Here is a 14,810-nt window from a genome sequence, read left to right on the forward strand (position 1 = left end):
AAGCCGCGCCCAGCGCGGCTTTTTCGTTTCTGACGCCGGAACGTGTGCGAACCGGCAGCCGCCAGCCGGCTTCGAACGGCCGCTTGACCCTCGCGCCAGCTGCGTACAAAAGAAAACGCCGCCGCCCGGATTGCCCGGGCGGCGGCGTTTTTTCGCGGCCGGCGCATGGCCGGCCGTGCCGGCCGCGTTACTTCTTGCGTTGCGGCGGCAGGTCCGTACAGACGCCTTCGTACAGTTCGGCGGCCATGCCGACCGATTCGCCGAGCGTCGGGTGCGGATGGATCGTCTTGCCGATGTCTTCCGCGTCCGCACCCATCTCGACGGCGAGGCACACTTCGCTGATCAGGTCGCCCGCGTTCAGGCCGACGATGGCGCCACCGATCACGCGATGGGTTTCCTCGTCGAAGATCAGCTTCGTGAAGCCTTCGTCACGGCCGTTCGCGATCGCGCGGCCCGAAGCGGCCCACGGGAACACGGCCTTGCCGTACTTGATGCCTTCGGCCTTGCACTGGTCTTCCGTCTTGCCGGCCCACGCCACCTCCGGATCGGTGTAGGCCACCGACGGGATCTGCAGTGCGTCGAAATACGCCTTCTCGCCGTGCGCGGCTTCCGCTGCGACGTGGCCTTCGTGCACGGCCTTGTGCGCGAGCATCGGCTGGCCGACGATATCGCCGATTGCGAAGATGTGCGGCACGTTCGTGCGCATCTGCTTGTCGACGTCGATGAAGCCGCGGTCCGTGACTGCGACACCGGCCTTGTCGGCACCGATCTTCTTGCCGTTCGGGCTGCGGCCCACTGCGACGAGCACGAGGTCGTAGCGCTGCGCTTCCGCCGGCGCCTTCTCGCCCTCGAACTTCACGTAGATGCCGTCTTCCTTCGCTTCCGCGCCGACCGTCTTGGTCTTCAGCATGACGTTGCCGAAGCGCTTCGCGTTGTACTTTTCCCAGACCTTCACGAGATCGCGGTCGGCGCCCATCATCAGGCCGTCCATCATTTCGACGACGTCGATCTCGGCGCCGAGCGTCGAGTACACCGTGGCCATTTCGAGGCCGATGATGCCGCCGCCGATCACGAGCATGCGCTTCGGCAGCTGGCGCAGTTCGAGAGCGCCCGTCGAATCGACGACGCGCGGGTCTTCCGGCATGAACGGCAGCTTCACGGCTTGCGAGCCCGCGGCGATGATCGCCTGCTTGAACTTGACGACCTTCTTGCCGTTTTCGCCCTGCACTTCCATGTGGAACGGATCCACGAATGCGCCGACGCCGGTGACCACTTCGACCTTGCGTGCCTTGGCCATGCCGGCGAGGCCCGTCGTCAGTTTCTTGACGACGCCGCCCTTGAAGTCGCGCAGCTTGTCGAGGTCGACTTCCGGCTTGCCGAACGTGATGCCGTGCGACGCGAGCGCCGCGGCTTCCTCGACGACGAGCGACGTATGCAGCAGCGCCTTCGACGGGATGCAGCCTACGTTCAGGCACACGCCGCCGAGCGTCGAGTAGCGTTCGACGAGCACGGTCTTCATGCCGAGATCGGCCGCGCGGAACGCGGCCGAGTAGCCGCCGGGGCCGGCGCCGAGCACGAGCATGTCGCACTCGATGTCGGCTGCGCCGGCGTAGCTGCCGGCTTGCGGCGCGGGCGCCGGAGCGGCTGCGGCCGGTGCCGGTGCAGCGGCTGCGGGCTTCGCTGCCTCGGGTGCCTTCGCGGGCGCCGCGGCGCCTGCCGAGGCTTCGACGATGGCGATGACGGTGCCTTGCGAGACTTTCTCGCCGGCTTTGACCTTGATTTCCTTGACGGTGCCGGCGACGTCGCTGGGCACTTCCATGGAGGCCTTGTCGGATTCGAGCGTGATGAGCGTTTGCTCTTTTTCGATCACGTCGCCGGGTTTGACGTTGACTTCGATGACATCGACGCCGCTGAAATCGCCGATATCCGGAACCTTGACTTCGATGAGACTCATTACTGTCCCCTTCTTGATTAGCTGCAGACAGAGGAGGAGAAACCCGCGAAAAACCCGCTACTACGGCCTGACAGAAGGACGGGAACCTGGGCAGGACCACCTTTGCCGTCCGCCCAAGGACGCGCCTTTCTTTTGGTTACTTTTCTTTGGAAGACAAAGAAAAGTGACCGCCGCCCCGCGCAGGGGCGACGCCAATAGACCGTTAGCGAAACAGGTTCAATGACAAAGGCGTGGAGAACCTACACAAAACCACGCCCCCGCGAGCCATCCCCCCGCTCATCAAAGAGCGATGCGACGGAAATCGCCGAGCAACGCGCCGAGATACGCATTGAACCGCGCGGCTTCCGCGCCATCGATCACGCGATGGTCATACGACAGCGACAGCGGCAGCATGAGACGCGGCACGAACTGCTTGCCGTCCCACACCGGCTTCGTCTGCCCGCGCGACAACCCGAGGATCGCCACTTCCGGCGCGTTGATGATCGGCGTGAAGTTCGTGCCGCCGATCCCGCCGAGCGACGAGATCGAGAAGCAGCCGCCCTGCATCTGGTCCGGCTTCAGCTTGCCTTCGCGCGCGGCCTTCGACAGGTCGCTCATTTCCTTCGCGATGTCAACGAGGCCCTTCTTGTCCGCATCGCGGATCACCGGCACGACCAGGCCGTTCGGCGTATCGGCCGCGAAACCGACGTGGAAGTACTGCTTGAACACGAGGTTGTCGCCGTCGAGGCTCGCGTTGAAGGTCGGGAACTTCTTCAGTGCGGCGACGACTGCCTTGATCACGAACGCGAGCATCGTGAACTTCACGCCCGCCTTTTCGTGCTCCTTGTTCAGCTGGACACGCAGCGCTTCGAGCTCGGTGATGTCCGCTTCGTCGTTGTTCGTGACGTGCGGGATCATCACCCAGTTGCGATGCAGGTTCGCGCCCGAGATCTTCTTGATGCGCGACAGCGGCTTCGCCTCGAACGGGCCGAACTTCGAGAAGTCGACCTTCGGCCACGGCAGCAGGTTCAGCTCGCCGCCGCCTGCCGGCGCGGCTGCCGCGCTCGGTGCCGCGCGCTGGCCCGTCATCACGCCCTTCACGAAGCCCGTGACGTCTTCCTTCGTGATACGGCCCTTCGGACCGGAACCCTGCACGCGAGCGACTTCGACGCCGAGTTCGCGCGCGAACTTGCGCACCGACGGCGACGCGTGGCTGGCGCGGTATTCACCCGACGGCGCGGCGGCCGGTGCGGCAGCAGCCGGTGCCGGCGCAGCCTTCGCGGGTGCCGGTGCGGCAGCCGGTGCCGGCGCGGCAGCGGCCGGAGCCGGTGCGCTCGCCTGCGGGGCGGCGGCCGGTGCGCCTGCGGCTTCGAGCAGCACGATCAGCGTGCCTTCCGATACCGAATCGCCCACCTTGACCTTGATGTCCTTCACGATGCCGGCGGCCGGGCTCGGCACGTCCATCGTCGCCTTGTCCGACTCGAGCGTGACGAGCGACTGTTCCTTCTCGACCGTGTCGCCGATCTTCACGCCGATCTCGATCACCGGCACGTCCTTGTAGTCGCCGATGTCGGGCACCTTCACTTCGAGCGTGCCGCCGGCTGCGGCCGGTGCGGCCGCCGGGGCTGCTGCGGCCGGTGCCGGCGCTGCTGCCGGAGCCGGTGCTGCGGCCGGCGCAGCCGCGCCATTGGCCTGCGCCGCGGCGCCCCCTTCGAGCAGGATGATCAGCGAGCCTTCCGAAACGGAATCGCCCACCTTGACCTTGATTTCCTTCACGACGCCGCCTACCGGGCTCGGGACGTCCATCGTCGCCTTGTCCGACTCGAGCGTGACGAGCGACTGCTCGGGCTCGACCGTATCGCCGACCTTCACGCCGATCTCGATCACCGGCACGTCCTTGTAATCGCCGATATCCGGCACCTTCACTTCGATCGCTTGACTCATCTGTTTCTGTCTCCATGGCTGCGCGCGCTCCCTCGCGGGAGCGGCGCGCGGCATCACACGGCGTGTGCGTTAAACGGTCATCGGGTTGGGCTTGGACGGATCGAGGTTGTACTTGGCAATCGCGTCCGCGACCACCTTGCGCTCGATCGTGCCTTCGTCGGCCAGCGCGTTGAGCGCGGCGACGGTGACCCAGTGACGGTCGACTTCGAAGAAGTGACGCAGCTTCTCGCGGGTATCCGAGCGGCCGAAGCCGTCCGTGCCCAGCACGACGAAGCGGCGATCGATCTGGCCGCGGATCTGGTCGACCAGCGCGCGAACGTAGTCGGTCGACGCGATGACCGGGCCCTGCGTGTCCTTCAGGCACTTCTGCACGTGCGACAGGCGACGCTCTTCGGTCGGATGGAGCAGGTTCCAGCGTTCGACCTGGTGGCCTTCACGCGCGAGCTCGGTGAAGCTCGGCACGCTCCACAGATCGGCGGCAACGCCCCAGTCGTTCTTCAGCAGGTCGGCGGCAGCGATCACTTCGTTGAAGATCGTGCCCGCGCCGAGCAGCTGGACGCGCGGCGCCTTCTTGTCGGCGTCGGCCTTCTTGAACGCGTACATGCCCTTGATGATGTCGGCCGCCACGTGCTCGCCCTGCGGAATCGCCGGGTGCTCGTAGTTCTCGTTCATCACCGTGACGTAGTAGTACACGTCTTCCTGGTCCTGCACCATGCGGCGCAGGCCGTCCTGGATGATCACCGCGAGTTCATAGCCGAACGTCGGGTCGTAGCTCACGCAGTTCGGCACCGATGCCGCCCACAGGAGCGAGTGGCCGTCTTCGTGCTGCAGGCCTTCGCCGTTCAGCGTCGTGCGGCCCGCGGTACCGCCGAGCAGGAAGCCGCGCGAACGCATGTCGCCTGCGGCCCAGGCGAGGTCGCCGATCCGCTGGAAGCCGAACATCGAATAGAAGATGTAGAACGGCACCATGATCTCGCCGTGCGTCGAGTACGACGTCGCCGCCGCGATCCAGTCGCACATGCCGCCCGCTTCGTTGATGCCTTCCTGCAGGATCTGGCCGGTTTGCGATTCCTTGTAGAACATCAGCTGGTCGGAATCTTCCGGCACGTACTTCTGGCCTTCCTGGTTCCAGATACCGATCTGGCGGAACAGGCCTTCCATGCCGAACGTACGCGATTCGTCCGGGACGATCGGCACGACGCGCTTGCCCAGCGCCTTGTCCTTCAGCAGGATGTTCAGGATCCGCACGAACGCCATCGTCGTCGAGATCTCGCGGCCTTCGCCCGTGCCCTTCAGCAGCGGCTCGAACGCGTCGAGCGCCGGCACCGGCAGCGACGTCGCCTTCTCGCGGCGATGCGGCAGGTAGCCGCCGAGGTCCATGCGCTTCTGGCGCATGTATTCGAGTTCCTTCGAGCCTTCCTCGAACTTGAGGTACGGCACGTCGGCGATCTGCTCGTCGGTGATCGGCAGGCGGAACTGGTCACGGAACTTCTTCAGTTGCTCGACCGGCAGCTTCTTCTGCTGGTGCGTGATGTTCATCGCCTGGCCCGACTCGCCCATCCCGTAGCCCTTGATGGTCTTCGCGAGGATGACGGTCGGTGCGCCCTTCGTGTTCGTGGCTTCGTGGAACGCTGCGTAGATCTTGTGCGGATCGTGGCCGCCGCGGTTCAGCGCCCAGATGTCGTCGTCCGACCAGTCGGCAACCAGTGCCTTCAGTTCAGGCGTGTTGAAGAAGTGCTCGCGAACGAACGCGCCCGACTCCGACTTGTACGTCTGGTATTCGCCGTCGACGGCTTCCATCATGCGGCGCATCAGCGCGCCCGACTTGTCGCGGGCGAACAGCGCATCCCAGCGGCTGCCCCAGATGACCTTGATCACGTTCCAGCCGGCACCGCGGAATTCCGATTCGAGTTCCTGGATGATCTTGCCGTTGCCGCGCACCGGGCCGTCGAGACGCTGCAGGTTGCAGTTGATCACGAACACGAGGTTGTCGAGCTTCTCGCGGCTCGCCATCCCGATCGCGCCGAGCGATTCCGGTTCGTCCGTCTCGCCGTCGCCGAGGAATGCCCACACCTTGCGGCCTTCCGTCTTCGCGATGCCGCGTGCTTCCAGGTACTTCATGAAGCGCGCCTGGTAGATCGCCATGATCGGGCCGAGACCCATCGACACGGTCGGGAACTGCCAGAAGTCCGGCATCAACCACGGGTGCGGATACGACGAGATGCCCTGGCCGTCGACTTCCTGGCGGAAGTTGTCGAGCTGCTCTTCCTTCAGGCGGCCGAGCAGGAACGCGCGCGAATATACGCCCGGCGACGAGTGGCCCTGCACGAACACGAGATCGCCGCCGTGCTGGTCGGACGCTGCGTGCCAGAAGTGGTTGTAGCCGACGTCATAGAGCGTCGCGGCCGATGCGAACGACGCGATGTGGCCGCCGACGTTCGTGTCCTTGCCTGCGCGCAGCACCATCGCCAGCGCGTTCCAGCGCGTGTACGAACGGATGCGGTGCTCGATGTCCTGGTCGCCCGGGATCTTCGCCTGGCCGGCGACCGGAATCGTGTTGATGTACGGGGTGTTGGCGGAGAACGGCAGGTGTTCGCCGTGCATGCGGGCGAACTCGATCTGCTTTTCGATCAGGTAATGCGCACGGCCGGTGCCCACGGAGGAGATCACGCCATCGAGCGACTCCAGCCACTCGACGGTTTCTTGCGGGTCGTCGTCACGTTCGGCGGCGACATATTTCATCACTTCGTTCGGTACAGCGGACATTCTCGTCTCCTGGGTCCTGGAATGTGAGGATCGCTCTCGTGCAGACGACGCGACACGGCCGGCTGCGGGCAAGCTCCAGCGGATTGTAATGAGCGTGCACGGGCCTGCGCAACAAAATTTTCGAATTGTGAGATCTTTTCTCGCAATGCGAAATATTGCTGCGCTGCACCCATATTTCGGGGCTCTCCGGCACGTGTCGTCGGAACAAAACCGTTTCCGTTCAACATATCCGGTATAGGTTTTCCATGTATTGCGCTGCGCTACAATCCTGCCATGTTGACCGATCGGCTTTTCGCACGCTCGGCGCGACCGCCGGGCCCGCCGGCGGAGTCGCAGCCGTCCCGTTGGCACCACGGACCGTGGTGGTCCAACTCCTATTTGTTGACGCCGCTGCTGTCGATCCTGGTGTTCCTCGTGGTGATGAGCCTCATCCTGTGGAGCCTGAATCGCCGCGAACAGCAGCAGCAGGAAGACACCCTGTTCCGTAACGTCGCGTGGGCGCAGCAGCAGATCCGCCTGTCGATGACGGGTGCGCAGGAACAGCTGCAGGCGCTGTCGCGCGATCTCGCATCGGGCCGCCTCGACCAGAACGCATTCCAGATGGCCGTCGCGGACGTGATGCAGACGCATCCGGAAATCCTCTACCTGAACTGGTACACCGCGCCCGGCGTGCAGCGCTGGCCGACCGTGCACCCGCCGTTGCTCGGCCAGCGGCTCGCGAAGCCCGGCGACGCACAGATGCAGGACGCCGTGCGCGGCGCGTACGACGAGGCGCGCAGCACGCGCCGCCAGGCCTATTCGCCGCTGATCTACGACGACTTCGGCAACGGCTTCATCACGCTGCAGACGCCGGTGATGCGCGGCGACCGCGAATATCTCGGCTCGATCGCCGCCGTGTTCTCGGTCGAGGGCATCCTGAAGCACGACATCCCGCAGGAACTGTCGTCGAAGTACAAGATCTCGATCACCGACGCGAACAACCGCGAGCTGTCGTCCACGTCGACGCGCCCGCGCCTGCCGCGCGATTCGCACTACGACCTGCCGCTCGACCCGCCCGGCCAGGGGCTGACGGTGCGCGTGTACGCATTCCCGCAGCTCACGAACCTGACCAACAACACGCTCGTGTGGCTCGTCGCCGGCCTGTCGTGCTTCGTGCTGTGGAGCCTCTGGAGCCTGTGGAAGCACACGCGCCAGCGCTTCGAGGCGCAGCAGGCGCTGTACGCCGAGGCGTTCTTCCGCCGGGCGATGGAGAACTCGGTGCTGATCGGCATGCGCGTGCTCGACATGCACGGCCGCATCACGCACGTGAACCCCGCGTTCTGCCGGATGACCGGCTGGGACGAAACCGACCTGGTCGGCAAGGTCGCACCGTTCCCGTACTGGCCGCGCGACGCCTACCCGGAAATGCAGCGCCAGCTCGACATGACGCTGCGCGGCAAGGCGCCGAGCTCGGGCTTCGAGCTGCGCGTGCGGCGCAAGAACGGCACGCTGTTCCACGCGCGCCTGTACGTGTCGCCGCTGATCGACAGCTCGGGCCGCCAGACCGGCTGGATGTCGTCGATGACCGACATCACCGAGCCGAAGCGCGCACGCGAGGAACTCGCGGCCGCGCACGAGCGCTTCACGACGGTGCTCGAAAGCCTCGACGCCGCGGTGTCGGTGCTGGCCGCCGACGAAGCCGAGCTGCTGTTCGCGAACCGCTACTACCGCCACCTGTTCGGCATCCGCCCGGACGGCCATCTCGAGCTGTCGGGCGGCGGCTTCGACCGCGCGCAGGCCTCGTCCGACTCGATCGACATGGTCGACGCGTTCGCGGGCCTGCCGGCCGCCGCGCTGACGAGCAGCACCGCCGATGCGCAGGAGGTGTACGTCGAGAGCATCCAGAAATGGTTCGAAGTGCGCCGCCAGTACATCCAGTGGGTCGACGGCCACCTCGCGCAGATGCAGATCGCCACCGACATCACCACCCGCAAGAAGGCGCAGGAACTCGCGCACCAGCAGGAAGAGAAGCTGCAGTTCACGAGCCGATTGATGACGATGGGTGAAATGGCGTCGTCGATTGCTCACGAATTGAATCAGCCGCTCGCCGCGATCAACAACTACTGCTCCGGCACGCTCGCGCTCGTCAAGAGCGGCCGCGGCACGCCCGAGACGCTGCAGCCCGCGCTGGAAAAGACCGCGCAGCAAGCGCTGCGCGCCGGGATGATCGTCAAGCGGATTCGCGAATTCGTGAAGCGCAGCGAGCCGAAACGCCAGCCGGCAAGGGTCGCGGACATCGTCGCCGACGCGGTCGGGCTTGCCGAAATCGAGGCCAGAAAGCGCAGGATCCGGATCGTCACGGAAATCCTCGCAAGAATGCCTATTATTTATGTCGACCCCGTGCTGATCGAGCAGGTGTTGATGAACCTGATGAAGAACGCGGCCGAGGCGATGGCCGACGTGAAGCCGGCGGCGGCGGACGGCGTGATCCGCGTCGTCGCCGACATCGATGCGGGCTTCGTCGACATCCGCGTGATCGACCAGGGTCCGGGCGTCGACGAAGCGACCGCCGAGCGCCTGTTTGAACCGTTTTACAGCACCAAGTCCGATGGCATGGGCATGGGGCTGAACATCTGCCGTTCGATCATCGAATCGCATCGGGGGCGTCTGTGGGTGGTCAACAACGTCGAGCCGGATGGCCGCATTTCCGGCGCGACGTTCCACTGCAGCCTGCCCATTGGGGAACCCGCTGATCTCGGCCAAGGGGGGCGCGAGGCATCGGCATCACATACCGTTACGGGAGAACTATGAATAGCCCTGTCACCACCACTCAGGAAACCGTCTTTGTCGTTGACGACGACGAGGCCGTACGGGACTCGCTGCGCTGGCTGCTGGAGGCGAACGGCTATCGCGTGCAATGCTTCTCGAGCGCGGAGCAGTTCCTCGATGCATACCAGCCGGCGCAGCAGGCCGGCCAGATCGCATGCCTGATCCTCGACGTGCGGATGTCGGGCATGAGCGGTCTCGAGCTGCAGGAACGCCTGATCGCCGACAATGCCGCGCTGCCGATCATCTTCGTCACGGGTCACGGCGACGTGCCGATGGCCGTGTCGACGATGAAAAAGGGTGCGATGGACTTTATCGAGAAACCGTTCGACGAAGCCGAGTTGCGCAAGCTCGTCGAGCGGATGCTCGACAAGGCCCGAAGCGAAAGCAAGAGCGTCCAGGAACAGCGTGCCGCGAGCGAACGCCTGTCGAAGCTGACCGCGCGCGAGCAGCAGGTGCTCGAACGCATCATCGCGGGCCGCCTGAACAAGCAGATCGCCGACGATCTCGGCATCAGCATCAAGACGGTCGAAGCGCACCGCGCGAACATCATGGAAAAGCTCAACGTCAACACGGTGGCCGACCTGCTGCGCCTCGCGCTGTCGAAGAAGCAGGCCTGAGCGTCGACGCCGGCCGCGGCGGCGCTGCCCGCCCGGCCCGCAACCGGTGTTTGCCGCCCCGCGCGATGCGGCCCACTCGCGCGGCGGCGGCCTTTCCTCCCGGCGCACGCGCCGCGGTCATGACGCTTCCCGTTGATTCCCTGTCGGACGGCAGCAGGCGAACGGTATAATTGCGTGCTTTGCTACGGCGCTTCGGGTGCCGTACGCCCGCATTCCAACTTCCCGGCAGGACCACCACCATGACAGCCCTCCTCATCGACGGCAACGCCCTTTCGAAGACCCTGCGCGCGCAGGCTGGCGAACGCGCCGCCGCCCTGACCGCTCGCGGCCACCAGCCCGGTCTCGCGGTGATCCTCGTCGGCGAAAACCCGGCGAGCGAAGTCTATGTGCGCAACAAGATCAAGGCGTGCGAGGACAACGGTTTCTTCTCGCTGAAGGATGCGTACCCGGCCACGCTGTCGGAAGCCGGCCTGCTCGCGCGCATCGACGAACTGAACCGCGACCCGAAGATCCACGGCATCCTCGTCCAGCTGCCGCTGCCCGCGCATATCGACAGCCACAAGGTGATCGAGGCGATCGCGCCGGAGAAGGACGTCGACGGCTTTCACGTTGCGAACGCCGGCGCGCTGATGACCGGCAAGCCGCTGTTCCGTCCGTGCACGCCGTACGGCGTGATGAAGATGTTCGAGGCGCATGACATCGCGCTGCAGGGCGCGAACGCGGTCGTGATCGGCCGTTCGAACATCGTCGGCAAGCCGATGGCGATGATGCTGCTCGACGCCGGCGCAACCGTGACGATCTGCCACAGCAAGACGCGCGACCTCGCCGCGCACACGCGGCAGGCCGACATCGTGGTCGCCGCGGTCGGCAAGCGCAACATCCTGACCGCCGACATGGTGAAGCCGGGCGCGACGGTGATCGACGTCGGCATGAACCGCGACGACGCGGGCAAGCTGTGCGGCGACGTCGATTTCGCGGGCGTGAAGGAAGTTGCCGGCCACATCACGCCGGTGCCGGGCGGCGTCGGCCCGATGACCATCACGATGCTGCTGATCAACACGATCGAAGCGGCCGAGCGCGCCGCTGCTGCCGCAGCCTGACACCCCGCCCGTTCAGCCGGCGCGCAGTTCCGTGCGCCGGCGTCTCGCCAGCCGCATCGCCGCGGCTGCGCCGCACCGGTCGCCAGCGGGCGGCCTCCTCCGCCGGCCGCCCGTCGCCGGAAGCCCGTCGCCCCGCATCCGACCTTGCGTCAATCGCGTCATTAGAAACTAACGATTGGAAAGCGCACGATGCGCCCCAATAATGTCGGTATCGGGCGCCATCGCGCCTAGCCGCCGTTACCCTTTTCATCCCGGTTCATCCGGCAACAGACAGGGAGTCTTATGTCCGCCAGCGCCACTACCAATCCGCTCCTCGACTTCTCCGGCCTGCCCCGTTTCGGCGAAATCCGCCCGGAACACGTGACGCCCGCGCTCGACACGCTGCTCGATGCCGCCAGCCGCGCGGTCGAAGCCGCGAGCGCGAACGCGACGCCGCCGACCTGGGCCGCCGTCGTCGAGACGGTCGAGCACGCGACGGAGCCGCTCGGCCGCGCATGGGGCATCGTCGGCCACCTGAACGCGGTCGCCGACACGCCCGAACTGCGCGCCGCCTACGGTGAAAACCTGCCGCGCGTGACCGAATTCTGGTCGAGCGTCGGCCAGAATCTCGCGCTGTACGAGAAGTACAAGGCGATCGCCGCGAGCGCCGAATACGCGACGCTGTCCGCCGAGCGCAAGAAGATCCTCGACAACGCGCTGCGCGATTTCCGCCTGTCGGGCGCCGAGCTGCCCGAGGACCAGAAACCGCGCTTCGCGGAACTGCAGGAACAACAGGCCGCCCTGTCGAAGGCGTTCTCCGACCACGTCCTCGACGCAACCAACGCGTACGCGCACTTCGTCGAGGACGAGGCCGACCTGGCCGGCCTGCCCGGCGACGCGATCGAAGCCGCCCGCGAAGCCGCGCAGAAGGACGCCAAGGACGGCTGGAAATTCACGCTGCACTTCCCGTCGTACTTCCCGGTGCTGCAGTACGCGGACAACCGCGCGCTGCGCGAGACGCTCTACCGCGCGTATGCAACGCGCGCGTCGGAGCTCGGGCCGCAGTACGGCGACGGCAAGGCCGAATGGGACAACACCGCAATCGTCGCCGACGAGCTGATGCTGCGCCACGAAGAGGCGCAGATGCTCGGCTACCGCAACTTCGCCGAAGTGTCGCTCGCGCCGAAGATGGCCGAATCGCCGCAACAGGTGATCGCATTCCTCGAGGATCTCGCGACGCGCGCGCGCCCGCACGCAGACAAGGACTGGGACGAGCTGCGCGCATTCGCCGCGAAGGAACTCGGCCTGACCGAACTCGCGCCGTGGGACGTCGCATACGCAGCCGAAAAGCTGCGCCAGCAGCGCTACGCGTTCTCGGAAAACGAGGTCAAGCAGTACTTCCCTGAGCCGGCCGTGCTGAAGGGCCTGTTCAACGTCACCGAGACGCTGTTCGGCGTGCGGATCAAGGCGGACGATGCGCCGGTATGGCACAAGGACGTGCGCTTCTTCCGCGTCGAAAACCGCGACGGCTCGCTCGTCGCGCAGTTCTATCTCGACCTGTACGCACGCGAAGGCAAGCGCGGCGGCGCATGGATGGACGACGCACGCTCGCGTGCGAAGCGCGGCGGCGACGTGCAGACGCCGGTCGCCTACCTCACCTGCAACTTCTCGGCACCGATCGGCGGCAAGCCCGCGTGCTTCACGCACGACGAAGTCATCACGCTGTTCCACGAGTTCGGCCACGGGCTGCACCACATGCTCACGCGCGTCGACGAGCTCGGCGTGTCGGGCATCAACGGTGTCGAATGGGACGCGGTCGAGCTGCCGTCGCAGTTCATGGAAAACTTCTGCTGGGAATGGGACGTGCTGTCGTCGATGTCGTCGCACGTCGATACGGGCGCCACGCTGCCGCGTGAGCTGTTCGACAAGATGATCGCCGCGAAGAACTTCCAGAGCGGGCTCGGCACGCTGCGCCAGATCGTGTTCTCGATGTTCGACATGCTGCTGCACGTCGACTTCGACCCGGCCGGCGCCACCGGCGTGACCGCGTTCGCGCGCGAGATCAACGAGCGCTATCACGTGATCCCGCAGGCAGCATTCTCGCGCTGGCCGAACACGTTCAGCCACATCTTCGCGGGCGGCTACGCGGCCGGCTACTACAGCTACAAGTGGGCCGAGGTGCTGTCGGCCGACGCATACGCGGCGTTCGAGGAAGCGGCCGCCCAGAGCGGCAGCGTGCTCGACGCGGCCACCGGCACGCGCTATCGCCGCGAGATCCTCGAGGTCGGCGGCAGCCGCCCGGCGATGGATTCGTTCAAGGCGTTCCGCGGCCGCGAGCCGGAAATCGATGCGCTGCTGCGCCACAACGGGATGGCCACGCCCGCGCACTGAGCGCGCCGCCCGGCCGTTCCGGCCACATCGACAGGCACCGCTTCGGCGGTGCCTTTTTTCATGGTGCGGGCGGGTCGTCGTCGAACAGCGAGTATTGCCCGTGGCGCTCGGCCGTGTCCTCGTCGATGCGCACGCCGACGCCGAGCAGACGCACGGCCTGCGCGCGGCGCTGCAACCCCTTCGCGAGCAGCGTGACGGCCGTCTCCGTATTCGTCGCATCGGCCACGCACTCGACCGTCGTGCGCTGGAAATCGGCGAAACGGATCTTCACGTACAGCTTGCGGATCGACCGCGCGGCGCCCGCGCGCGCAATCCGCGCGTCGAGCTGCACGACGAGGCGGCGGATTTCGTCCGCGCATTGTTCGAGCGTCGTCAGGTCGGTCACGTAGGTCGTCTCGACGCTGACCGACTTGCGCTCCTGGTCGGCCTGCACGGGCCGTTCGTCGATCCCGCGCGACAGTTCGTACAGCCGCCGCCCGAATGCGCCGAACTCGCGGTGCAGGTCGATCAACGGCCAGTCGCGCAACTGCGCGCAGGTCTGAATGCCGAGCCGGTCGAGCCGCGTGGCCGTCACCTTGCCGACGCCGTGCAGCTTGCGCACCGGCAGCGCCGCGACGAACGCGTCGATCTCGTGCGGCCGCACGACGAACAGGCCGTCCGGCTTGTTCCAGTCGGACGCGATTTTCGCGATGAACTTGTTCGGCGCGACGCCGGCCGATACGGTCACGCCGACCGTGTCGAACACGCGCTGGCGGATCTCGCGCGCGATCAGCGTCGCACTGCCCTGGCACCGGTCCGACCCGCTGACGTCGAGGTACGCCTCGTCGAGCGACAGCGGCTCGACGTCCGGCGTGTAGTCGCGATAGATCGCCATGATCTGCCGCGACGCCGCGCGGTACTTGTCCATCGCGGACGGCAGGATCAACAGGTCCGGACACTTGCGCATCGCGAGCGCCGACGACATCGCCGAATGCACGCCGTAGCGCCGCGCCTCGTAATTGCAGGTCGCGATCACGCCGCGCTGGTCGGGCCGGCCGCCGACCGCGAGCGGCCGGTTGCGCAGCGACGGGTCGTCGCGCATCTCGACCGACGCGTAGAAGCAATCGCAGTCGCAGTGAATGATCTTGCGCATGCGCGGCAGCGCGTCGCCCGGCGGTGGCACGTGCGGATCGGCAGGCGGAATGGTGGACGGGTTCACGGTGCCGATACTGTACAAAAACACAGTGCCGGTTTCAACTGCCGCGTACGCCCGGCGCCGGCCGGCCGCAGCCG

General features: G+C 66.1%; 8 protein-coding genes. 4 read left to right on the forward strand and 4 right to left on the reverse strand.

Going from position 1 to position 14,810, the window contains the following annotated elements:
* Positions 1–187 precede the first annotated feature (187 nt).
* From lpdA to aceE, 3 genes are all read right to left on the reverse strand, one after another.
* A complete protein-coding gene (gene lpdA / locus OHZ10_RS11575) occupies positions 188–1,954 on the reverse strand; it encodes a dihydrolipoyl dehydrogenase (RefSeq protein WP_059233710.1) in 1,767 nt (588 codons plus the stop codon).
* 279 nt (positions 1,955–2,233) lie between these two features.
* Entirely contained in the window at positions 2,234–3,877 is a 1,644-nt protein-coding gene (gene aceF, locus OHZ10_RS11580; RefSeq protein WP_256085060.1) for a dihydrolipoyllysine-residue acetyltransferase, read from the reverse strand.
* Positions 3,878–3,946: 69 nt separating this feature from the next.
* Positions 3,947–6,643 (reverse strand): pyruvate dehydrogenase (acetyl-transferring), homodimeric type, encoded by a 2,697-nt coding sequence (gene aceE, locus OHZ10_RS11585; protein ID WP_174993529.1) that lies wholly within the window; start codon positions 6,641–6,643, stop codon positions 3,947–3,949.
* A 273-nt stretch (positions 6,644–6,916) separates the two neighbouring features.
* On the opposite strand from aceE, the gene fixL reads away from it, so the two are divergent.
* From fixL to OHZ10_RS11605, 4 genes are all read left to right on the forward strand, one after another.
* Complete coding sequence (fixL, locus tag OHZ10_RS11590) at positions 6,917–9,433, forward strand: oxygen sensor histidine kinase FixL (protein ID WP_059233707.1); 2,517 nt, start codon at positions 6,917–6,919, stop codon at positions 9,431–9,433.
* Positions 9,430–10,068, forward strand: a complete 639-nt coding sequence (fixJ, locus tag OHZ10_RS11595) for an oxygen response regulator transcription factor FixJ (protein WP_006493245.1) — start codon at positions 9,430–9,432, stop codon at positions 10,066–10,068. The genes fixL and fixJ overlap by 4 nt, the downstream gene beginning before the upstream one ends.
* Positions 10,069–10,307: 239 nt before the next feature.
* Positions 10,308–11,168, forward strand: a complete 861-nt coding sequence (gene folD / locus OHZ10_RS11600; protein WP_059233706.1) for a bifunctional methylenetetrahydrofolate dehydrogenase/methenyltetrahydrofolate cyclohydrolase FolD — start codon at positions 10,308–10,310, stop codon at positions 11,166–11,168.
* Between the two features lie 282 nt (positions 11,169–11,450).
* Positions 11,451–13,538, forward strand: a complete 2,088-nt coding sequence (locus OHZ10_RS11605; protein ID WP_342702505.1) for a M3 family metallopeptidase — start codon at positions 11,451–11,453, stop codon at positions 13,536–13,538.
* 58 nt (positions 13,539–13,596) lie between these two features.
* Here OHZ10_RS11605 and dinB read toward each other — a convergent pair whose 3' ends face one another.
* Positions 13,597–14,760 carry a DNA polymerase IV gene (gene dinB / locus OHZ10_RS11610; protein WP_342702507.1) on the reverse strand — a complete coding sequence of 388 codons (1,164 nt, stop codon included), beginning with the start codon at positions 14,758–14,760 and terminating at the stop codon, positions 13,597–13,599.
* Positions 14,761–14,810 lie beyond the last annotated feature (50 nt).

Source organism: Burkholderia arboris (genome assembly GCF_038723655.1).
GTDB classification, from domain to species: domain Bacteria; phylum Pseudomonadota; class Gammaproteobacteria; order Burkholderiales; family Burkholderiaceae; genus Burkholderia; species Burkholderia arboris.

Excerpts from the sequence above, each read along its gene's own strand:
- aceF (WP_256085060.1), bottom strand. The coding sequence starts at position 3,877 with ATGAGTCAAGCGATCGAAGTGAAGGTGCCGGATATCGGCGATTACAAG.
- aceE (WP_174993529.1), bottom strand. The coding sequence starts at position 6,643 with ATGTCCGCTGTACCGAACGAAGTGATGAAATATGTCGCCGCCGAACGT.
- lpdA (WP_059233710.1), bottom strand. The coding sequence starts at position 1,954 with ATGAGTCTCATCGAAGTCAAGGTTCCGGATATCGGCGATTTCAGCGGC.
- fixL (WP_059233707.1), top strand. The coding sequence starts at position 6,917 with ATGTTGACCGATCGGCTTTTCGCACGCTCGGCGCGACCGCCGGGCCCG.
- fixJ (WP_006493245.1), top strand. The coding sequence starts at position 9,430 with ATGAATAGCCCTGTCACCACCACTCAGGAAACCGTCTTTGTCGTTGAC.
- OHZ10_RS11605 (WP_342702505.1), top strand. The coding sequence starts at position 11,451 with ATGTCCGCCAGCGCCACTACCAATCCGCTCCTCGACTTCTCCGGCCTG.
- folD (WP_059233706.1), top strand. The coding sequence starts at position 10,308 with ATGACAGCCCTCCTCATCGACGGCAACGCCCTTTCGAAGACCCTGCGC.